Source organism: Nocardia sp. IFM 10818, from assembly GCF_054655275.1.
Map to the genome: position 1 here is coordinate 1,554,764 of NZ_BAAHJH010000001.1, position 21,629 is coordinate 1,576,392.

The window sequence follows — 21,629 nt, forward strand, 5'->3', positions numbered from 1 at the left end:
GCCCCCAGCATCAGCTGGGGGCCTTTCGCGTATCTGCGTATTCATACGCTGTTGCGCGGCAGCAGATTCGGCGAAGCTCACTTCCATGAAGAAGTACTGGGGGTTGTTCTGGGCGTTCGCCGCGTTGATCATCGTGGTTGCCGCCCTTGCGATGTGGGCCGAGGTCGACACCGAGACGGTGATCGGCGCGGGTCTCGGGTTCATCGCGTTCTTCTGGCTCGTCGTCGTCATCACGGTGCCGTGGAATGTGTACTTCGCCGCCCGGCAGGCCGGCCATCGCGCCGAAGCCGCACGGCGACGGCAGATTTCGGTCCATCCAGAGCACACCACCGAGATCACGGCCCTGAGCAAGCGAACCTTGATCATCGCTATCGCCGCACACGTGCTGTCGGCGATCGTCGCGGCGGTCGTGGCGGTGCTGTCGGGATACACGGTCGGGTACTACGTGGCCGGGTTCTTCCTCGGCAGCATGGTGTTGCGGCCTGCGGCGGCGTATTTCGCGTATCTGCGCGCCCGGATCGCGACCGTCTCGCACGAGGTCGCCTATCCGCCCGAGGATGTGCGCGAACTTCGGCGACGGCTCGATGAGCTCGAGGACGAGCACAAGAAGGACCGGGAGGAGCTACGAAACCTGCGCGAGGTGGTCGCTCGGCACGATCAGCGCATCGTCGCCATGAAGGCGCATTTCGAGTCCACCGTCGACCGCGTCACCGATCGGCAGGAAATCATTGCCGGTCTACGCGCTTTCGCCCGCCTCCTGCGCGAAGCGCCCGAGTCCTGAGCCTCTAGACTCGACCGGTGCGCCTCGTGATTGCTCGTTGCCAAGTGGACTACGTCGGCCGACTCACCGCTCATCTGCCGATGGCGCGTCGCCTTCTCATGATGAAGGCCGACGGCTCGGTGCTGGTGCATTCCGACGGCGGCTCCTACAAGCCGCTCAACTGGATGAGCCCGCCGTGCTGGCTGGAGGAGCGCGACTCCGAGACGGCGGCCGCCAAGCTCTGGGTCGTCACCAATAAGGCCGGCGAGGAACTGCGGATCACCCTCGAGGAGATCGAGCACGATTCCTCGCACGACCTAGGCGTGGACCCGGGCCTGCAGAAGGACGGCGTGGAGGCGCACCTGCAGGAGTTGCTGGCCGAGCACATCGAAACCCTCGGCGCGGGTTACACACTCATTCGCCGCGAATACATGACCGCCATCGGCCCGGTGGACATTCTCTGCCGGGACGCCGACGGCGCGACGGTCGCGGTGGAGATCAAGCGTCGCGGTGAGATCGACGGCGTCGAACAGCTGACCCGCTACCTGGAGCTGCTCAACCGCGACCCCCTACTGGCCCCGGTCACCGGCGTGTTCGCCGCCCAGCAGATCAAGCCGCAGGCGAAGACCCTCGCCACCGACCGCGGTATCCGCTGCCTCACTCTCGACTACAACGCCCTCCGCGGCACCGAGAGCGACGAATTCCGTCTCTTCTAGGCCCCGGATCCCATGCCCCGCCGGAAGCCGCACTCGCACCGATCCCAGGCCCGGTCACACCGTGATCCGCGCCCACTGGGCGACGTTTTCGGCCGCACCGAATCCGGGCCCGGCACCGACGAGACCTATATAGTCCGCACCGTCCCCGGTACCCGCGCCACCAAGACCTACCGCTGCCCGGGCTGCGATCACGAAATTCCGCCCGGCGTAGCGCATATCGTCGCCTGGCCCGCCTACGGCGGCGAGGACGACCGCAGGCACTGGCACACCGGCTGCTGGAAGGGCCGCCATACCCGCGGCATTACCCGCCGCTGGTCCTGAACGCTGCCTGACTGGTCCGGATTGTCCTGTGCCGTGGGCGATTCGGACCACGGACACGATTCGGGCCCAGGACATAAGGAAGGCCGCTCCCGGGTGGGGAGCGGCCTTCGAGGTGGAGTGGGTTGTCGCCCGGTCGGTTTGCTAGCTGGAGATGTCGGCGTTCTCGCGCTCGTCCTCGACGATGTCCTCGTCCCGAGCATCCGAGATAGCCTTCCGACCGCCGGTCTTGCCGCCGAGCGAGCGCTGTTCCGGAGCGCCGTCGAGCAGTTCGCTCTCGCGGTTGACCGCCGCCAGCATGGCGGGGACGGAATCGAGCTGGCCGCGGATGCCGAGCAGCTGGGCCAGGACGCGGCCGCGCAGCACGCGCATTTCCTCGGCCAGCTCCTTGGCGTGCGCGATCTTGCGATCGGCGGTCTGAGTGGCGGAGGTGATGAGGCGGTTGGCCTCGTCGGTGGCGTCCTTGATGCGCTGGGCGGCCTCGGCACGGCTGGTGGCCTCCAGCTCCTCCATGGCGCGGGTCAGCTTGGTGCGCCGCTCGGCCATGGTGACCTCGAAGTCCTGCTGGGCGGCCTTGCGCTTGGCCTCGGACTCCTTGGTGAGGCGGTCGGCCTCGGCATTGGCGGCGTCGATGATCTTGGCCGACTCGGAGCGGGCATTGGAGAGGGTCTGCTCGAATTCGATCTCGAGCGCTTCCCGCTTCTCCTTGGTCTCGGAGAGGAGCGACTCGTACTTGCCGCGCATCTCGGTGGCCTGCTGCTCCGCGATGGAGATCATCTCGGCGGCCTCGGCCTGGGCCTGCGCGCGCACCTCGGAGGCCTCGTCGGAGGCCAGGCGCAGCATGCGGGAGATGCGGTCGGACATGCCCTCGGCCGTGGTCGGCGGCACCGAGAGGCGGTCGACCTCCTTGCGGAGCTCATCGATCTCGTCGCGCGCGTCCTCGAGCTGGGCGGCCAAATTGCGGGCCTGCGCAGCGGCGGCATCGCGATCGGTCGCGGTGACCCTTAGCTCGGCATCAAAACGGTCGAAGTAGTTACGCACCTCATCACGGTCATACCCCTTCCGCACGACGGTAAAGGGCAGAGCAACGAAGCGATTACGATCGGGCTCAGTGGACGACATGCCCCACAAACTACAGCCTGGCGACCACTGATGGTGACCCGACCGCGAATGTTGTTACAGCCTCTTTAGGGTGTCCGATTCCGGTACTAGTGAGTAGATTTCGCGGCTGGCTCCACCAGTTCGACCAGCACACCGCCAGCATCCTTGGGATGGATGAAATTGATGCGGGAACCCGCGGTTCCGGGCCGCGGGGCGTCGTACAGCAAACGCAAGCCCCGTTCACGCAGAAACGTGGCGACGGCCTCGACATCGGTGACCCGATAGGCCAGCTGCTGCAGGCCAGGGCCGTTTCGATCAATGAACTTGGCGATCGTGGAGTCCGCGTTCAGCGGTGCGAGCAACTGCAGGGCAACTGAGCCCTCGGGAGCGGCCGCAAACGACAGCATGGCCTCGTGAACGCCCTGTGCTTCGTTGATCTCGCGATGTGTCTCCACCATCCCGAGATTGTCTCGGTACCAGGCGATGGCGGAATCGAGATCGGGAACGGCGATGCCGACGTGATCGACGGCCGTGACGTATTCCGCGGGGATGAATTCGGTGTTCTCGGTGGTGCTCACCCTTCGAACGGTAGCGCGTACCCACATAGCAGGCCTTTCGGCGCTCCCGTTACCTTTGAGTAGGGCTCCGATGGTTGGCGGAGCCAGACATACACGACGTAAGCGAGGGCTCATCGTGACCACCACCGTCATCGTCTCCGGCGCGCGCACCCCGATGGGCCGACTGCTCGGATCGCTGAAGGGTTTCAGCGGGTCGGACCTGGGCGGCATCGCCATCAAGGCGGCCCTGGAGAAGGGCGGCGTGCGGCCGGACCAGGTCGACTACGTGATCATGGGCCAGGTGCTCACCGCGGGCGCGGGTCAGATGCCGGCCCGGCAGGCCGCCGTGGCCGCGGGCATTGCCATGGACGTCCCGGCGCTCACCGTCAACAAGGTGTGTTTGTCCGGTATCAATGCAATTGCCCTGGCGGATCAGCTGATTCGCGCCGGTGAGTACGAGATCGTCGTCGCCGGCGGCCAGGAATCCATGACCAATGCTCCGCATCTGCTGGAGAAGTCCCGCGAGGGCTTCAAGTACGGCGATGTGAAGATGCTCGACCACATGGCCTACGACGGGCTGCACGACGTGTTCACCGATCAGGCCATGGGCCTGCTCACCGAGCAGAAGAACGACGTCGAGCCGGTCTCCCGCGAGGATCAGGACGCCTTCGCCGCCGCCTCGCACCAGAAGGCCGCGGCCGCGTGGAAGAACGGCATCTTCGACGACGAGGTCGTGCCGGTGGCCATCCCGCAGCGCAAGGGCGATCCGGTCATGTTCGCCAGCGACGAGGGCATCCGCGGCGACACCACCGTCGAATCGCTGAGCAAGCTGCGCCCGTCCTTCCGCAAGGACGGCACCATCACCGCCGGCTCGGCCTCGCAGATCTCCGACGGCGCGGCCGCGGTGGTCGTCATGTCCAAGGCCAAGGCCGAAGAGTTGGGCCTGTCCTGGATCGCCGAGATCGGCGCCGCGGGCGTCGTCGCCGGCCCGGACTCCACCCTGCAGGACCAGCCCGCCAACGCCATCCTGAAAGCCTGTGCCCGCGAAGGCATCTCGCCCGCCGACCTGGACGTCGTCGAGATCAACGAGGCCTTCGCCGCCGTCGGCGTCGCCTCTACCCGCAAGCTCGGCATCGACCCCGCCAAGGTCAACGTCAACGGCGGCGCCATCGCCGTCGGCCACCCCCTCGGCATGTCCGGCGCCCGCATCGTCCTGCACCTCGCCCTCGAGCTGAAGCGCCGCGGCGGCGGCGTGGGCGCGGCCGCCCTCTGCGGTGGCGGCGGCCAGGGCGACGCCCTCATCATCCGCGTCTAGGACGCGAAAGAAGGAATGAGGGGGTAAACCCCCTCAAACCCCCCCAGTGAGAAGAAACCCCTCCCCGCATCCGGGGAGGGTAGGGCCTCCAGGGAGAGGCTGCCCCGCCTCGCATGGAGGGGCTGCCCGCCTCGCACGGAGGGCTGTCCGCCTCGCACGGAGGGCTGTCCGCCTCGCACGGAGGGCTGTCCGCCTCGCACGGAGGGGCTGCCCGCCTCGCACGGAGGGTTGCCCGCCCCGCATGGAGGGGCTGTCCGCCCCGCATGGAGGGGCTGTCCGCCCCGCATGGAGGGGCTGCCCCGCCTCGCATGGAGGGGCTGCCCGCCCCGCACGGAGGGCTGTCCGCCCCGCATGGAGGGGCTGGGGCGCGGGATCTGCTCTGCGGCGGTTCCTTCCTCGCTTTCGGGGTCCGCGGGGGTTTACCCCCGCGATTCCCCTTCTTCCCGCCGAAGGCGGGTGTGACGACCTCCACTACGACCGGTCGTAGTGCATACGGCACAATGGGCCCGTGGAAATCTTCGATCTGAGCACGGTCGCGAAGCGGGTTCGATTCTTCGGCATTCTCGAGGCCATCACCTGGGTGTTCCTGCTGACCGGTTCGGTGCTGAAGCGCCTGCCGGAGCCGATTACGTGGCCGGTGATGGTGTTCGGGATGGCGCACGGGATCGTGTTCATCATCTTCGCCATCAGCTGCCTGCTGGCTTCGCGGGAGTTCGAGTGGCCGGCCAAGACCACGCTGCTGGCGCTGGCGTCGACCATCATCCCGTTCGCCAGCTACTTCTTCGAGCGGTGGGCTATCAATACCGGCCAGCTCGGTGAACTGAGCCGTACCCCGGGGGCTTCCGCCGCCCGTTCGTGACAGACTGGATGTCGTGACTCGACCTGCACGACGACCCTCTGCCGCCGTCGCCGCCGCCATGTCCGGCGCGGTGGACCTGTCCGCCCTCAAGCAGCAGCCGGCCGCCGGAGACGCGGCCGGCGGCTATGCCGTCACCGAGGCCGATTTCGAGACCAAGGTGCTGCGCCGCTCCACCCAGGTGCCGGTGGTCGTGGCGCTCTACTCCCAGCGCAGCCCGGGCAGCGTCGAATTGGTGAAGCTGCTCGAGCGCCTGGTCGGCGAATCCGGTGGCGACTGGGATCTCGCCGTCATCGAGGCCGAGCAGAACATGCGCATCGCGCAGGCCTTCGGCGTGCAGGGCATTCCGACCGTGATCGCGGTGGCCGCGGGCCAGCCGCTCGCTGATTTCCAGGGCAATCAGCCCGAAGCCCAGGTCACCCAGTGGCTGGCGGCCGTGGTGGATGCCGTGCGCGGCAAGCTGCCCGGCGTGGGCGAGGGCGGCGAGGAGCCGCAGGCGCCGGAGGACCCGCGTTTCGTCGCGGCCGAAGAGGCTTTGGAGCGTGGCGATTTCGCGACCGCCGAGGCCGCCTACAAGGCCATCCTGAATGCCGAACCGGCCAATGCCGATGCCAAGGCCGCGCTGCGCCAGGTCCAATTCATCGCTCGCGTACAGGATCTCGATCCGGCGGCCGTCGGCAAGGCCGATGCCGATCCGTCCGATATCGACGCCGCGCTCGCCGCCGCCGATCTCGAAATGTTCAACCAGCAGCCCGAAGCCGCCTTCGATCGCTTGATCGCCCAGGTCAAGCGCACCGCCGGTGACGACCGCACCCGCGTCCGCACCCACCTGCTGGAATTGTTCGAACTCTTCGACCCGGCCGAGCCGATCGTGGTCGCGGCCCGCCGCAAACTGGCCACCGCCCTGTACTGACCGAAAACAGCGCAACCGCGCCGCTGGTTCCGCGGCGCGGTTGCCTTTTGTGTTTATCCGACAGCCCTGCGGCTGTGCGGCCGTATTACTCGGCCGGGGTGGTCTTGCCGCCGCTGCCCGAGGTCAGGGCCTTGATCACATCGGTGAGCGCCTTCGACGACCCGGTACCGGTCGGATCCGGCTCACCCGGCGCGACGACCGGCGCCAGCGTGCTGTGGTTGTCGGCCGACGCCACACCGGCGCCGAAGCCCAGGACGCCGGCGGCGGCCAGACCGATGATCGCGAACTTGCCCAGCTTCTTCATGGAGATCAGATTCCTATCAGTGGGGATTTCAATCGGGGGTTTGCGGCACCGCGGAATCAAATCCACTACACGGCAATCCGTTCCGGAAAGACCGAAATCTTCGGGGCAATAAACCTATGGGGCCGTTGGCTTTTCGCGAAATGTCGGTAACGGACTCGGCGCACTTCCGATACGAATCCGTGTGAGGTCATTCCCGGGCCAGCGGGCCTTCCCGGAGCCAGACGGCGCTGTGGGGGGCCAGGGTGAGGGTGGTGGAGGCGGGGCGGCCGTGCCAGGGTTCGGGCTGGGTGGTGACCAGGCCGAGGTTGCCGAGGCCGGTGCCGCCGTAGGCGAGGGCGTCGGTGTTGAGGATTTCGGTCCAGGCGGTGCGGGCGGGGGCGGGCAGGCCGATGCGGTAGGCGTCGAGTTGGCGGCCGGAGAAGTTGTAGACGCAGGCCAGGACGGAGCCGTCGGTGCCGTAGCGGAGAAAGGACAGGACATTGTTGTCGCGGTCGTCGGCGTCGATCCAGGAGTAGCCGCCGGGGGAGGTGTCCTGGCTCCACAGGGCCGGGTTGGCGGTGTAGACGGCATTGAGGTCGCGGACGAGGGTGTGGATGCCGCGGTGCAGGGGGTTGTCCAGTTCGTGCCAGTCCAGGCCGCGGTCGTGGTCCCATTCGCGGAACTGGCCGAATTCCTGGCCCATGAACAGCAATTGCTTGCCGGGATGGGCCCACATGTAGGCGAGCAGGGCGCGCACGCCGGCGGCCTTGGTGTAGTCGTCGCCGGGCATGCGGGTCCACAGCGTGCCCTTGCCGTGCACCACCTCGTCGTGGCTGATGGGCAGGACGTAGTTCTCGCTCCAGGCGTAGGTGAGGGAGAAGGTCATCTCGTTGTGATGCCAGGCGCGGTGCACCGGATCGTGGCCGAGATAGCCGAGGGTGTCGTGCATCCAGCCCATATTCCATTTCATGGTGAAGCCGAGGCCGCCGACTTCGGTGGGGCGGGTGACGCCGGGCCAGGTGGTGGATTCCTCGGCGATGGTGACCACGCCGGGGTGGTGTTTGTGCACGGTCGCGTTCATCTCCTGCAGGAACGCGACGGCTTCCAGATTCTCGCGGCCGCCATGGATATTCGGCTCCCAGTCGGGACGCGAGTAGTCCAGGTAGAGCATGGAGGCGACGGCGTCGACGCGCAGGCCGTCGATATGGAATTCCTCGATCCAATACAGGGCGTTGGCGACCAGGAAGTTGCGGACCTCGTGGCGGCCGAAGTCGAAAACGTAGGTGCCCCAGTCGAGTTGCTCACCGCGGCGGGGGTCGGCGTGTTCGTAGAGGGCGGTGCCGTCGAAGCGGGCCAGGGCCCAGTCGTCGCGCGGGAAATGCGCGGGCACCCAGTCGAGGATGACGCCGATGCCCGCGCGGTGCAGATGGTCGACGAAGGCGCGGAAGTCGTCGGGCGAGCCGAAACGGGATGTGGGGGCGTAATAGGAGGTGACCTGATAACCCCAGGATCCGCCGAAGGGATGCTCGGCCACCGGCAGCAGTTCGACGTGGGTGAAGCCCTGGGCGGCAACGTATTCGGCCAGTTGCTCGGCGAGTTCGAGATAGCGCAGGCCCGGCCGCCACGAGCCGAGGTGCACCTCGTAGACGCTCATGGGCGCGCGCGTCGGATCCAGTCGTCCGCGGGCGCTCACCCACTGCTCGTCCCGCCATTCGTGCCGGGTCTCGGTGACGACAGATGCTGTGGCGGGGGGCTGCTCGGTCGCGAAGGCCATCGGGTCGGCGTGGTCGACGGTGCGGCCGTCGGCCCCGTGGATCCGGTACTTGTACTTGTCCCCGGGCCCGATGCCGGGCAGGAACAGCTCCCACACGCCGGAGTCGCCGAGCCGGCGCATGGGCGCGGTATTGCCGCTCCAGCCGTCGAAATCGCCGATGACGGCCACGCCGCGCGCATTCGGCGCCCACACCGCGAACGAGGTGCCCGCGACCTCGCCGTCGAGGGTGGTGTAGCGGCGCGGATGCGCGCCCAGGACCTCCCACAGCCGCTCGTGCCGTCCCTCGGCGAGCAGGTGCAGATCCATCTCGCCCAGCGAGGGCAGGAACCGGTAGCCGTCGGCGTCGATCACGGTGCGCCCGTGCGGATACGAGGTGACGATCCGGTAGTCCCACACCTCCGGGAACGGCACCACGCCTTCGAAAACCCCGTGCTCGACATGCTCCAGGGCGTGGTCCTGCCCGCCGATGCGCGCCAGCACGGACTCCGCGTGCGGCCGCAGCACCCGGAGGACGGTCCCGCGCGGATGCGGATGCGCGCCCAGCACCGTGTGCGGATCGGAATGAGTGCCCGCCGCCAGCAGCAGCAGGTCGCGCCGGTTCATCGGAACGAACGCCGATAGGCGAGTTCGGTGCGAGCGGGAGCGGCGACCGGCGGCAAGGCGAGAATGTGCGCCACCGCCCGCGCCGGATCCAATCGCACGTAATTGCTTTGGCCCCAGTGGTATTCCTCGCCACTGACCTCGTCGTACACCACCGGTCGATCGTGCCATTCCCGCCCGATGGCCGGCAGCTCCAGTGCCACCATGCCCTGTTCGGCGCCGAACGGGTTGAGATTCACCACGACCAGCACCGCGTCACCGGTGGTGGGATCGACCTTCGAATAGGCCAGCAGCGAATCGTTGTCGGTGTGATGGAAGTGAATGCACCGCAGCTGCTGCAGCGCCGGATGCGCGCGCCGGATCTCGTTGAGCCGGGTCAGCCACGGCTCCAAGGATTCTCCGCGCGCGGCCGCCTCCGCGAAGCGCCGCGGCCGCAGCTGATACTTCTCGGAATCGAGGTATTCCTCGCTGCCCGGCTGCACCGCTTGATGCTCGTACAGTTCGAAACCCGAGTACACGCCCCAGGTCGGTCCCAGGGTGGCCGCCAGCACCGCGCGGATGGCGAACATGCCCGGACCGCCGTGTTGCAGGGTCTCGTGCAGGATGTCGGGGGTGTTCACGAACAGGTTGGGCCGCGCCTCATCGGCCTTGGCCGCCAATTCCCTGCCGAATTCCTCGAATTCGTGCTTGTGCACCCGCCAGGTGAAATAGGTGTAGGACTGGCTGAACCCGCGCCGCGCCAGCCCGTACAGCCGCGCCGGCCGGGTGAACGCCTCGGACAGGAAGATGATCTCCGGGTGTTCGCGGTGCACCTGCGCGATCAGCCACTCCCAGAAATCCGCCGGTTTGGTGTGCGGGTTGTCGACCCGGAATATGGTGACGCCCAGCCCGATCCAATGCCGCACCACCCGCAGCACCTCGGCGTACAGCCCGTCGGGTTCGTTGTCGAAGTTGAGCGGATAGATGTCCTGATACTTCTTGGGCGGATTCTCCGCGTAGGCGATGGTCCCGTCCGGCAGCGTGGTGAACCACTCCGGATGCGCCGCCACCCACGGATGATCCGGTGCGCACTGCAAGGCCAGGTCGAGCGCGACCTCCATACCCAATCCCCGTGCGGCCTCGACGAATTCGGCGAAGTCCGCCTCGGTGCCGAGCGCCGGGTGAATGGCGTCGTGCCCGCCCTCGTCGGATCCGATGGCCCACGGCGAGCCGACGTCCCCCGGTGCGGCGGTCAGAGAGTTGTTGGGCCCCTTGCGATTCACCTTGCCGATCGGATGCACCGGCGGCAGATACACCACGTCGAATCCCATGGCGGCGATCCGCGGCAGCTCCTTGACGGCGGTCGCGAAGGTGCCGTGCACCGGTTTGCCCTCGGCGTCCCATCCGCCGGTGGACCGCGGAAAGAATTCGTACCAGGCCCCGAACAGCGCCCGCTGCCGTTCCACCAGCACCGTGTGCTGCGGCCCGGCGGTCACCAGCTCGCGCAGCGGAGTGGCGCGCAGGATCTCGGCGACCTCACTGCTGAACGCGGGCGCGACCCGGGCCGGCAGCTGGGCGTCGGCCCGCAGCGCGTCGGCCGCCGCCCGCAGGGTCTCCCACTGCTTCTTCGGCACCGCATTGGCGGCCTTCTCCAGCAGCCGGGCCCCGAGCTCCAGATCATTGGCCAGGTCGGCCGCGCTCTGCCCGACCGCGAGCTTCGCCTCCACCGCGGCCCGCCAGGTCGCGAGGGGGTCGCTCCACCCCTCGATGCGATAGGTCCAGAGCCCGGGTTTGGCGGGCGTGAACGTGGCATTGAAGACATCGGGTTCGTAGTCCGGCGTCATCCGGATCCGCTGCGTCCGCGACGAACCGGGCGCCCGCACGGCCAGGGTGGCCGCCACCGCGTCGTGCCCCTCGCGCCAGACCACGGCCCGCACCGGGAAGACCTCGCCGACCACGGCTTTCGCGGGCCGACCGCCAGGAATCGCGGGGGCAGTGTCATCGATGGCGATGCGGCCGGTCACGATTCGAACTTACCGGTTGTGGCGCGCTGCCATGGGCAAGAGGGCGGTGAGCTACTGCTGGCCCGGTTTCAGCATGAGGAACAGCCCGTGCGCTTCGGCGCAGAGCCGATCGCCGTCGTGCAGGGTGGCGCGGACGAACACCTTGCGGCCCTCCACGCGCTCCACCCAGCCGTGCACCCGGAGCTCGGTCTCGAGCGGCGTGATGGAGCGGTAGTCCACGTGCAGGAAGGCCGTGCGGGTGACGGCGCGGGTGTGCACGGCCGCGGTCATGCCGAGCAGGTCGTCGAAGCCGAGCGCGATGTGGCCGCCGTGGGCCGCGCTGTTGCCGCCGAGGTGGAAGGTGCGGAAGGTGATACGCGCGTGCACCCCGTCGCGGCTCGCGGAGTCGACCAGGAACGGGGGCAGCGTGATATTGCCCCGCGAGGGCAGGTCGGTGCGATGCCAGGTGGGCGCGGACCATTCGTCGACCACGGCCTCGTCGAGCTTGTCGTTGAGCTCCTTGAGGGTGGCGATGGCCTCCAGCGCCAGCTCGTCGTCGGGGCTGACGAGACGGACCTTGTCCATGAGCGTGCGCATCTGCTCGATGAGCTCGCCGTAGTGGGGTCCGCCCTTGGTGGTGTCGCGCGCCAACTGCTCGATCGGCCGGAAACCGCCCTCGTGATGCTCTTGGGTCGGTAACGCCTCGACCTGCTGCTCGCTCATAAGAACACGTTATAGGTTGCCCGCCGGAAGCTCGCACCGGGGCGCGCACGAGCCCAAAGGTTCGAGACTTTCAGGGACTCGGACCCGCCCGGAGCGAAGCGCAGGGCAAAATAGGCACAGTGAAGGCATTGCGTCGTTTCACCGTCCGCGCCCATCTGCCCGAGCGGTTGTCCGCGCTGACCGAATTGGCGACCAATCTGCGCTGGTCTTGGCATGGGCCGACGCAGGATGTTTTCGCCGAGCTGGATCCGCAGCTGTGGGTCGAGGTGGGGCGCGATCCGGTGCGGATGCTGGGGGAGGTGCCCGCCGAGCGGCTCGACGAGCTGGCTCGGGACGAGGCGTACACGCGGCGGGTGGATACCGCGGCGGCGGATCTGCGGGACTACCTGACCCGGCCGCGCTGGTTCGGCAAGCAGGATCAGGGGCCCGAGGGAATCGCGTACTTCTCCATGGAGTTCGGCGTGACCGAGGTGCTGCCGAACTATTCGGGCGGGCTCGGCATTCTCGCGGGCGATCATCTGAAGGCCGCCTCCGATCTGGGGCTGCCGCTCATCGGCGTCGGGCTGTTGTACCGGTCCGGGTACTTCCGGCAGTCGCTGACCGCCGACGGCTGGCAGCGTGAGCATTACCCGGCGCTCGATCCGCAGGGATTGCCGCTGCGGCTGCTCACCGGCGGGGGCGGCGGGGTAGGAGAGGACACAGCCGGTGCGCCCGTGCTGATTCACGTGGCCATGCCCGAGGGGCGGGTGCTGCGGGCGCGGGTGTGGATCGCACAGGTGGGCCGGATTCCCTTGCTGCTCTTGGACTCCGATATCGCCGAGAACGATCCGGAGCTGCGCGCGGTCACCGACCGGCTCTACGGCGGTGACCAGGACCATCGGATCAAACAGGAGATCCTGGCCGGTATCGGCGGCGTGCGGGCCGTGCGGGCCTACACCCGCGCGAACGGGCTGCCGGATCCGGACGTGTTCCATATGAACGAGGGTCACGCCGGTTTCCTGGGCATCGAGCGCATTCGCGAATTCATGAACACCGGAATGGATTTCGACGCGGCGCTGACGGCGGTGCGGGCCGGGACGGTGTTCACCACGCACACCCCGGTCCCCGCCGGCATCGACCGGTTCGCGGGCGCGCTGGTGCGCCGCTACTTCGGCGGCGCGCACGGCGAGCGGGAATCCCTGCTGCTGCCGGGTGTTTCGGTGGATCGCATCCTGGCGCTGGGCCGGGAGGCCGATCCGTCGGTGTTCAACATGGCGCACCTGGGCCTGCGACTCGCGCAGCGCGCCAACGGCGTTTCGCAATTGCACGGCGAGGTCAGCCGCGGCATGTTCGCCCCGCTGTGGCCGGGCTTCGACGCCTCCGAGGTGCCGATCGGCTCGGTGACCAATGGCGTGCACGCGCCCACCTGGGCCGCGCGCGAATGGATCGACAAGGCCCGCGAACTCATCGGCGACGAGCTGGTGGAGGAGGCGCGCGGCTGGGAACGGCTCTGCGATGTGGATCTGCGCGAGTTGTGGTCGACCCGGAATGCCTTGCGCGGCATCCTCGTCGACGAGGTGCGCCGCCGGGTGCGCGCCTCCTGGCTGGAGCGCGGCGCCGCGCCGGCCGAACTCGGCTGGATCGACGAGGTTTTCGATCCGCGGGTGCTGACCGTCGGCTTCGCCCGCCGCGTGCCCACCTACAAGCGGCTCACCCTCATGTTGCGCGATCCGGAGCGGCTGCGCGCCCTGCTGCTGGATCCGGAGCATCCGGTGCAGCTGGTGGTGGCGGGCAAATCCCATCCCGCCGACGACGGCGGCAAGGCGCTCATCCAGCAGGTGGTGCGCTTCGCCGACGATCCGGCGGTGCGGCATCGCATCGTCTTCCTGCCCGACTACGACATGTCCATGGCCCGGTACCTGTACTGGGGCTGCGATGTGTGGCTCAACAATCCGCTGCGTCCCCTGGAGGCCTGCGGCACCTCGGGCATGAAGTCCGCGCTCAATGGCGGGCTCAATCTCTCCATCCGCGACGGCTGGTGGGACGAGATGTACGACGGCGAGAACGGCTGGGCCATCCCCACCGCCGACGGCGTCCGCGACGACCACCGCCGCGACGATCTCGAGGCCTCGGCCCTCTACGAACTCCTGGAACGCTCGGTGCTGCCGCGCTTCTACGACCGCGATCACGACGATCTGCCCGTGCGCTGGATGGAGATGGTCCGCCACACCTTGCAGACGCTCGGCCCGAAGGTGCTGGCCTCCCGCATGGTTCGCGATTACGCCGTGGATTACTACGCCCCGGCGGCCGCGGCCTATGCGGCGGTCGCCCAGGACGATTTCAAGGGCGCGCGCACCCTGTCGGAGTACCGCCGCCGCGTCGAATCAGCCTGGCCCGCGGTCAAAGTCGTGCAGGTCGACAGCTCGGGCCTGCCCGACACCCCGGTCATCGGCGCGAATCTGGCCCTGCACGCCCGCATCAACCTCGGCGGCCTCACCCCGTCCGATGTCAGCGTGCAAGCCGTGCTGGGGCGGGTGTCGCCCGCCGACGATCTCTCCGATGTGCACACCTTCCCCATGACCCATGCCGGAACGGACTCGGGGACCGACCTTTTCACCGTGGAGACCCCGGTACCGCTCTCGGGCGCGGTCGGCTATACCATCCGCATTCTCCCGCACCATCCGCTGCTGGCCTCCGATGCCGAACTGGGTTTGATCGCCACGCCCAGTCCCTGAGCGAAACTCGGCAACACGCCCGCATGACACTCCGATCAAAGGTGTAGCCCCTGGTCGGAAGCTCGTACGATGCCTGCCGTGCCAATCCAGAATGCGGGCCCCGTGTGCCCGGAATGCGGAGCGGAAATGGTCAGTCGCGGACTGGTTCTCACCGAGGTGGGCGCGACCGGCCGGGCCAGCGCGACCGTCTGGGGCTGCGGCGACCACCACACCTGGTGGCAGCTGTCCGGGCGGCCGGACCTGCCGCTGGAGAGCTGCCCGTTCCCACGGCAGTTCGGCGGCTGAGGCAGTTCGGCGGGTGCGGCAGTTCGGCGGGTGCGGCAGTTCGGTGCGGCTCAGCCCGGCTGCGCCAGCAGGCGTTTGAGGATCTTCCCGGTGGCATTGCGGGGCAGCGCCTCCAGGAAGGTCACGTCGCGGGGCACCGAGAAGCGGCTGACCCGGTGCCGGATGTAGTTCCGCACCATGTCGGAGTCCAGGCCGGAGCCGGGGCGCTTCACCACGAAAGCCGCCAGCCGCTGGCCGAATTCGTGATCGGGCACGCCGATCACGGCCACCTCGCTCACCTGCGGGAGATGTGAGAGGGCCTCCTCCACCGCCCGCGGGAAGACGTTCTCGCCGCCGGAGATGATCATCTCGTCGTCCCGGCCGGCCACGAACAGTTTGCCGGTCGCGTCCAGATAGCCGATATCGCCGGTATCGAGCATGCCGTCGGCCTCGTCCGGCGGCGTCGCGTCGGTATAGCCGTCGAAGAGCATGTGATTGCCGACGAAGATCCGGCCGACCGTGCCCACCGGCACCGGCCGCCGATCCGCGCCCAGCACACCGATTTTCGTGCCCAGCGGCGGCCGGCCCGCGGTGGTGGGCGAGACCTTCAGATCCGCCGGGTCGGCAATGCTGGCCCAGGACACCTCGGTGGATCCGTACACGTTGTAGAGCAGATCGCCGAAGCCCGCCAGGAAGCGCTGCACGGTCGCCCCGGCCAGCGGCGCGCCGCAGCTGGCCACGATCCTCAGGCTGGACAGGTCGTAGCGGGCCCGCACGTGCTCGGGCAGATCGAGAATGCGATTCACCATGACCGGCACCACGATCAGCGCCGTCACCCGATGCTCGGCAATGCGCCGCAGGCAGTCCTCGGCGTCGAAGCGGTCCGAGAGCACCACCGTGGCCCGGATGGCCGTCGAGATCTGTAAGGCCGCCAGCCCCCAGGTGTGGAACAGCGGGGACGGGATGAGCATGGTCTCGTTGACGCCGAACGGAATTCGCGACAGCAGCGCCGCCACCGTCCCGAAGCCCTTGGGATGCGGCCGGCGCGCGCCCTTGGGCGTCCCGCTGGTCCCGGAGGTGAGCACGACCAGGCGTCCCGGCCGCGGCGGTTTGCGCGGCGCGGCCTGCCGCATGGCGATGAGATCCTCGATGGTGGTGCGGCCCGGCACCGGCGGCACGTCGTCGGTGGTGAAGCGCGGCAGGTCCGGCGGCAGATACCGCACCAGGCCCTCGAATTCGGCATCCACGAAGACCGCCGCGAGCGCGTGCCGATGCGCGATCTCCTCGATCTGGCGGGCGGGCAGCCCGGTATTGAGCAGGATGGAGTCGGCGCCGGTCTTGCCCGCCGCGACCATGCACTCCACCATCCCGGTGTGATTGCGGCACAGCAGCCCGAGCCCGGTTCCGGTCCGGAAGCCGAGGGTGGCGAGCGCCCCGGCGAGGGCGTCGGTGCGCGCGTGCAACTGGTCGAAGCTGCTGGCGTACCGATCGTCGATGACGGCATTGCGCAGCGGGGAGTGCGCGGCGGCGGCCGCATAGCCGCCGGCCAGGCTGAACCCCCATTTGGCCAGGCTGTTCAGCTGTTTCAGTCCGACATCGGGGCGGTAGGTGCGCACCACGCCGGAGGCGAACATCCGCTTGGCGACACCGGCCTGCAGTTTCAGCCGCGAGTCCTCGCCATTGACGATGATCGAGGTGGGCGCGCCCAGGATCTGGTCGGCGGCCCGCCGCAACCCCGCCTGGGTCCAGGCGGTGACCGCCGCGTTCGGCAGGTGCGCGAGCATCGGATGCACCCGCCCGGCCTTGAAATAGGTGACCATGACCCGGGTCCGGTCACCGTCCCCGCGCAGCCGCACGGTCGCGAAGCTGCCCGTCGCCGGGCAGTGCAGCTCGAAGCTGTCGTGTGCGCGGGCGATGCGCAGCTGAATCTGCAAGGTTCGGATTTCGGACTTCGCCGTGCCGATACGCAGATTCAGCACCGGATGGTCCACGGCGGCATCGAGTTGTTCGCATGCGCCGATTCCGGGAAATAGCCGGGGATAGGTCTGTGGCTCGACGAGCACATCCCAGAAAGCTTTGCGGGCGATCGCGAACTCTGCGACCACGTCGATGACATCGGTAACCACGGGCGTGCAATTCTCGTCGGCCGGTTCGAACTTTCGTTACGGCGGATAACGCATTTGTAACGTCCCAGACAGTGCCGGTCAAGGTTTTGTTATTACCGGTGAGTAGTTCGGTTAATTGCCAATGAATAGCGCTGGTGCGGCTATAAATCCAAGGTTCAGGCAGGTGCGATTGCTCACGATTCGCCGGGCCGAGTGAAGATCCGGTGAACGAGACAGGATACGGTGCCCCCGGCACCTTTCTATCCTCCCGCCGACTGGAGACACCCACTCATGAGCAGCGACGTCCTCACGCGCACCAAGGGGCGCGTCGACGCGTACTTCGGCATCAGCGAACACGGCTCGACCGTGAAACGCGAGCTCATGGCCGGAACCATCACGTTCCTGGCCATGTCCTACGTCCTCGCCGTCAACCCCGCCATCCTGGGCGACCAGGGTCCCCTGGGCGACAAGGGCATGCCCATGCAGGCGGTGTTCACCGCGACCGCCGTGGCGGCCGTCGTCGGCACGCTCGTCATGGGCATCTGGGCCAAGTACCCGGTGGCGCTGGCCCCGGGCATGGGCCTCAATGCCTTCTTCGCCTTCACCGTCGTCATGACCATGGGCATCCCGTGGGAAGAGGCGCTCTCGGGCACCCTGCTCTCGGGCATCATCTTCTTCATCCTCGCCATCACCAAGATCCGCGAGAAGATCATCGACGCCATTCCGCTGCAGATGAAGCTGGCCGTCGGCGCCGGCATCGGCATGTTCGTGGCCTTCCTCGGCCTCAAGAGCGCGGGCATCGTGACCGCCAGCGAGGCCACCTTCGTGCATCTGGGCGACTTCCACAAGGGCACCACGCTGCTGGCGCTGTTCGGCCTGGTCGTGACCGTCATATTCCTGGTCAAGGGCTGGCACGGCGCGGTGCTCTACGGCATCCTCGCCACCACCGTGCTCGGCATCGTCTGCGGCCTGGTGGAGCTGCCCAAGTCGGTGGCCGCGCTGCCGCACGGGTTGGATCAGACCTTCGGGCAGGCCATCATCCACCTGCCGGACGCCTTCACCGGGCAGATGGCCATCGTGGTGCTCACCATGCTGTTCGTCGACTTCTTCGACGCCTCCGGCACGTTGATCGGCGTCGCACACCAGGCCGGGCTGCTGACCAAGGAGGGCAAGCTGGAGCGCGCCGGGCAGGCCCTGGCGGCCGACTCGGTCGGCACCGCGGCGGGCGCCATCATCGGCACCTCCACCACCACCGCGTACGTCGAGTCCACGGCCGGTGTCTCGGCGGGCGGGCGGACCGGTCTGACCGCGGTGGCCACGGCCTTCTGGTTCGGACTGGCCGCGTTCTTCTTCCCGCTGGTCGCGGTGGTCGCGGGCGTGCCCGCGGTGACCGCGCCGGCGCTCATCGTGGTCGGCGTGCTGATGGCCCGGGCGCTCGGTGATATCGACTGGGGCCGTTTGGAATACGCGGTGCCGGCCTTCATCACCGTGATCATGATGCCGCTGACCTACTCGATCGCCAACGGCATCGCCATGGGCCTGCTGTTCTACCCCGTGGTCATGGTGGCCAAGCGCCGCTGGCGCGAGGTGCATCCGGTGATGTGGGTGCTGGCCGCGGTCTTCCTGTCGTACTTCTGGTTCCTCGCGGAGTAATTTCCATTCGGAAGTGAGCCAGGCCACAGCATTTCCCGGAAGCCGGCGGGAATCCTCCGGCTTCCGGTGTGGTTGGGTGGAGTCGGTGACGCAATCGGACTACGGTCCGGATAGCCGCGTCGCCGAGCCGCAGAACTGACCGATGAGGAATGAGTAAGCCATGACCACACCCACTTCCGAAAAGGCCGGCGCCACCGCGACTTCCGCCGCCGCGCGAAACACCGTCGACGCCACCGCTTCCGATATCGGCCTGTTGGTCCTGCGCGTCGGTTTCGGCGGTCTGCTGACCGTGCACGGCGCCCAGAAGCTGTTCGGCTGGTTCGGCGGCTACGGCCTGAGCGCCACCCAGGCCGGCTTCGAGCAGATGGGCTACAACCCGGGCAAGCTCTTCGGCACTCTCGCGGGCCTGACCGAGCTGGGCGGCGGGCTGCTCCTGCTGCTGGGCCTGTTCACGCCGCTGGCCGCGGCCATTGCCCTGGGCACCATGCTGAACGCCGTCAATGCCACCTGGTCGAACGGACTGTCGGGTTCGGCCGAGGGGCCGGGCTACGAGACGGCGCTGCTGTTCGCGATCGCGACCGCCGCGCTGGCCTTCACCGGTCCGGGTCGGTTCTCCCTGGATTCCGGCCGCCCGTGGGCCCGTCACGGTGTCGTCTGGGGCGGCGCGGCGGTCGTCATCGCCGTCCTGGCCGCCGTCGGCACGCTCATCCTGAAGTGGGCGCTCTGAAGAAGTTTCGGGTCCCCGCGCCGCGTGCAGGGCTTGGCGCGGGGACTATGACACATCCGATGTGGGAATTGGGGGGTCATCGGAGCATCGCAAGCCAATTTACTTCCGATCGGAAGTGAGAACCACCCGTGTGAGGACTTTCACACGGGTGTTTTGTTTTGCGAAAGACTCTGCGTGAGGCGCTCCAAAGCCTTTGCCACGACTTGGGGATCGGACGTTTCCCAATAGGGCGGCAAGGAGGCCCGCAGATATCCGCCGTAGCGCGCCGTGGCGAGCCGGGAATCGAGAATAGCGATTACGCCGCGATCATCGGTACTGCGCAACAACCGGCCGGTGCCCTGCGCCAGCAGCAGCGCCGCGTGATTCGCGGCCACCGACAGAAATCCATTGCCGCCCCGCGATTCCACCGCGCGCTGCCGGGCCACCAGCAGCGGATCATCCGGGCGCGGGAACGGAATGCGGTCCAGGATCACCAGACTCAGCGACGGGCCCGGAACGTCCACGCCCTGCCACAGCGAAAGCGTGCCGAACAGTGAGGTTTCCGGATCGTCGGCGAATTTGCGCACCAGTGCGCCGGTGGCGTCCTCACCCTGGCACAGGATCGGGGTGCCGACGCGCTCGCGCAGCATCTCGGTGGCCGCCTTGGCCGCGCGCATGGAGGAGAACAGGCCGAGGGTGCGGCCGCCGGCGGCGGTGATCAGGCGCTCGATCTCGTCCAGATAGGCCGGTGGCAGGCCGTCGCGGCCGGGGGCGGGCAGATGCTTTGCCACATACAGGATTCCGGACTTGGCGTGGTCGAAGGGGGAACCCACGTCGACCGAATTCCACCGCACCGGTTTGTCGTCCGCCGGCGCCTCCACGCCGCTGGCCAGCGCCGGATCCACCTTGCTGCCCGACTGCGGCGGCAGCCCCCAGGTGACGGCCAGATTGTCGAACGACCCGCCGACCTGCAGGGTCGCGGAGGTCAAAACGACTGTGGCGGTGCCGAACAGGCGGCTGCGCAGCAAGCCGCCCACCGACAGCGGAGCCATGTGCAGGGTGCGCCGCGCCACCCCGCGCACATCGTCGGAGGCCAGCCAGATGACATCGCGATGCGCGGCCGGATCGGACTCCTCGAAGGTGGTGAGCACGCGCACCGCGGCGTCGTGCACCTCCTCCACCGCTGCGAGGGCCTGATTGCGCGCGGCCGCGCCCTCGGGATCGCTGGGCTGCGGAGAGCCTTGCGGCGCCAGGGCGGTGCGGGCGTTCCAGGCGGCATCGCGAATGAGCGCCAGCACCGGCGCGGCCCCCTCGGGCATGCGATCCCAGCGACCCGGCTGCAAATCGTCCAGTAACGCGTGCCAGGCCTCGGCGGCGCCTTCCAGTCGGTCGACCTCCTGCTCGTCGATGAGCTTGGTGCAGCGCTTGGCGGCCGCGCTGATGGCGGTGGTGGACAGCTCCGCGGTGGCCACGCCGGTCACCCGGTCCACGAGTTCGTGCGCCTCGTCGACCACCACCACATCGTGTTCGGGCAGCACCTGGATCCCGCTGATGGCGTCGATGGCCAGCAGCGCGTGATTGGTCACCACCACATCCGCCTGCCCGGATTCGGCCCGCGCCTTCTCCGCGAAGCAGTCCTGCCCGAACGGGCAGCGCGATTTGCCCAGGCACTCCCGCGAACTCACGCTCACCTGCCGCCAGGCGCGATCGGTGACGCCGGGCACGACCTCGTCGCGATCCCCGGTCTCGGTCTCGGAGACCCACTCGTTGAGCCGCTGCACCTCCCGGCCCAGCCGGGAGATGGCGAACGCGTCGAACAGCTCCGCCTCGGCGGGCTCGTCCGGAATCGCGCTATTGATCTTGTTCAGGCACAGATAGTTGTTGCGCCCCTTGAGAATCGCGAACTGCGGCACCCGCCCCAAGGGCTCCGCCAGCGCCTCGGCGAGCCGGGGTAGATCGCGGTCGACGAGCTGTCGCTGCAGGGCGATGGTCGCCGTCGAGACCACGACCGTCCGCCCGGTCCGCACCGCGTGCCGCAGGCTCGGCACCAGGTAGGCCAGCGACTTGCCGGTGCCCGTTCCGGCCTGGACGGCCAGGTGCTCCCCGGTGTCGATGGCGTGCGCCACCGCGGCGGCCATGGTCTGCTGGCCCTTGCGCTCCTTACCCCCGAGCGCCTGCACCGCAGTGGCCAACAGTTTCGGTACAGGTGGGAGTTCAGGCACGGGCGCAACACTACCGAGGATCGCCGACAACCCGCCGCAAACCCCGCTCGCCGAGTGCAGTGCACCG

18 protein-coding genes are annotated in these 21,629 nt (G+C 68.2%); 10 read left to right on the forward strand and 8 right to left on the reverse strand.

Annotated elements, in window-relative coordinates:
• The first annotated feature begins 85 nt into the window (after nt 1-85).
• The 3 genes from ACYQ5L_RS06860 to ACYQ5L_RS06870 are packed head-to-tail and all read left to right on the forward strand — an operon-like array spanning nt 86 to nt 1,797.
• The gene (locus ACYQ5L_RS06860; RefSeq protein WP_459956349.1) at nt 86-781 is read left to right on the forward strand and encodes a hypothetical protein; all 696 of its coding nucleotides are present in this window, start codon (nt 86-88) and stop codon (nt 779-781) included.
• 17 nt (nt 782-798) lie between these two features.
• Nucleotides 799-1,476 (forward strand): endonuclease NucS, encoded by a 678-nt coding sequence (nucS, locus tag ACYQ5L_RS06865; RefSeq protein ID WP_379202012.1) that lies wholly within the window; start codon nt 799-801, stop codon nt 1,474-1,476.
• 12 nt (nt 1,477-1,488) lie between these two features.
• Entirely contained in the window at nt 1,489-1,797 is a 309-nt protein-coding gene (locus ACYQ5L_RS06870) for an ATP/GTP-binding protein (protein WP_459956351.1), read from the forward strand.
• A 141-nt stretch (nt 1,798-1,938) separates the two neighbouring features.
• Here the strand turns inward: ACYQ5L_RS06870 and ACYQ5L_RS06875 are convergent, their stop codons facing one another.
• Together ACYQ5L_RS06875 and mce are read right to left on the reverse strand one after the other, a co-directional pair.
• On the reverse strand, nt 1,939-2,916 hold the full coding sequence (locus ACYQ5L_RS06875; RefSeq protein ID WP_379202016.1) for a coiled-coil domain-containing protein: 978 nt from the start codon (nt 2,914-2,916) through the stop codon (nt 1,939-1,941).
• 86 nt (nt 2,917-3,002) lie between these two features.
• Nucleotides 3,003-3,473 (reverse strand): methylmalonyl-CoA epimerase, encoded by a 471-nt coding sequence (mce, locus tag ACYQ5L_RS06880; protein ID WP_459956353.1) that lies wholly within the window; start codon nt 3,471-3,473, stop codon nt 3,003-3,005.
• A 115-nt stretch (nt 3,474-3,588) separates the two neighbouring features.
• Between mce and ACYQ5L_RS06885 the strand changes: the two genes are divergently transcribed.
• The 3 genes from ACYQ5L_RS06885 (at nt 3,589) to ACYQ5L_RS06895 (ending at nt 6,536) form a co-directional block, all read left to right on the forward strand.
• Nucleotides 3,589-4,767 carry an acetyl-CoA C-acetyltransferase gene (locus tag ACYQ5L_RS06885; protein WP_459956355.1) on the forward strand — a complete coding sequence of 393 codons (1,179 nt, stop codon included), beginning with the start codon at nt 3,589-3,591 and terminating at the stop codon, nt 4,765-4,767.
• A 508-nt stretch (nt 4,768-5,275) separates the two neighbouring features.
• Complete coding sequence (locus ACYQ5L_RS06890; protein WP_379202021.1) at nt 5,276-5,626, forward strand: DUF3817 domain-containing protein; 351 nt, start codon at nt 5,276-5,278, stop codon at nt 5,624-5,626.
• Nucleotides 5,627-5,684: 58 nt separating this feature from the next.
• On the forward strand, nt 5,685-6,536 hold the full coding sequence (locus ACYQ5L_RS06895) for a co-chaperone YbbN (protein WP_459963344.1): 852 nt from the start codon (nt 5,685-5,687) through the stop codon (nt 6,534-6,536).
• Between the two features lie 85 nt (nt 6,537-6,621).
• On the opposite strand, the gene ACYQ5L_RS06900 is transcribed toward ACYQ5L_RS06895, so the two are convergent.
• The 4 genes from ACYQ5L_RS06900 to ACYQ5L_RS06915 form a co-directional block, all read right to left on the reverse strand.
• A complete protein-coding gene (locus ACYQ5L_RS06900; protein WP_459956357.1) occupies nt 6,622-6,840 on the reverse strand; it encodes a hypothetical protein in 219 nt (72 codons plus the stop codon).
• Nucleotides 6,841-7,027: 187 nt separating this feature from the next.
• Complete coding sequence (gene glgB, locus ACYQ5L_RS06905) at nt 7,028-9,196, reverse strand: 1,4-alpha-glucan branching protein GlgB (RefSeq protein WP_459956358.1); 2,169 nt, start codon at nt 9,194-9,196, stop codon at nt 7,028-7,030.
• Complete coding sequence (locus ACYQ5L_RS06910) at nt 9,193-11,196, reverse strand: alpha-1,4-glucan--maltose-1-phosphate maltosyltransferase (RefSeq protein ID WP_459956360.1); 2,004 nt, start codon at nt 11,194-11,196, stop codon at nt 9,193-9,195. The genes glgB and ACYQ5L_RS06910 overlap by 4 nt, the downstream gene beginning before the upstream one ends.
• A gap of 51 nt (nt 11,197-11,247) precedes the next feature.
• On the reverse strand, nt 11,248-11,898 hold the full coding sequence (locus ACYQ5L_RS06915) for a PaaI family thioesterase (RefSeq protein ID WP_459956362.1): 651 nt from the start codon (nt 11,896-11,898) through the stop codon (nt 11,248-11,250).
• A 119-nt stretch (nt 11,899-12,017) separates the two neighbouring features.
• Here ACYQ5L_RS06915 and glgP point away from each other — a divergent pair, with 119 nt between their 5' ends.
• Nucleotides 12,018-14,612: an alpha-glucan family phosphorylase gene (glgP, locus tag ACYQ5L_RS06920; protein ID WP_459956364.1), complete on the forward strand. Its 2,595-nt coding sequence runs from the start codon at nt 12,018-12,020 to the stop codon at nt 14,610-14,612.
• Nucleotides 14,613-14,738: 126 nt separating this feature from the next.
• Nucleotides 14,739-14,897 carry a hypothetical protein gene (locus ACYQ5L_RS06925; RefSeq protein ID WP_379202033.1) on the forward strand — a complete coding sequence of 53 codons (159 nt, stop codon included), beginning with the start codon at nt 14,739-14,741 and terminating at the stop codon, nt 14,895-14,897.
• A gap of 50 nt (nt 14,898-14,947) precedes the next feature.
• On the opposite strand, the gene ACYQ5L_RS06930 is transcribed toward ACYQ5L_RS06925, so the two are convergent.
• On the reverse strand, nt 14,948-17,002 hold the full coding sequence (locus ACYQ5L_RS06930; protein ID WP_459956366.1) for an AMP-binding protein: 2,055 nt from the start codon (nt 17,000-17,002) through the stop codon (nt 14,948-14,950).
• Nucleotides 17,003-17,272: 270 nt separating this feature from the next.
• On the opposite strand from ACYQ5L_RS06930, the gene ACYQ5L_RS06935 reads away from it, so the two are divergent.
• Both ACYQ5L_RS06935 and ACYQ5L_RS06940 read left to right on the forward strand, forming a co-directional pair.
• Entirely contained in the window at nt 17,273-18,634 is a 1,362-nt protein-coding gene (locus tag ACYQ5L_RS06935; RefSeq protein WP_459956368.1) for an NCS2 family permease, read from the forward strand.
• A 160-nt stretch (nt 18,635-18,794) separates the two neighbouring features.
• A complete protein-coding gene (locus ACYQ5L_RS06940) occupies nt 18,795-19,361 on the forward strand; it encodes a DoxX family protein (protein ID WP_459956369.1) in 567 nt (188 codons plus the stop codon).
• A 140-nt stretch (nt 19,362-19,501) separates the two neighbouring features.
• On the opposite strand, the gene ACYQ5L_RS06945 is transcribed toward ACYQ5L_RS06940, so the two are convergent.
• A complete protein-coding gene (locus ACYQ5L_RS06945; protein ID WP_459956371.1) occupies nt 19,502-21,562 on the reverse strand; it encodes an ATP-dependent DNA helicase in 2,061 nt (686 codons plus the stop codon).
• Nucleotides 21,563-21,629 lie beyond the last annotated feature (67 nt).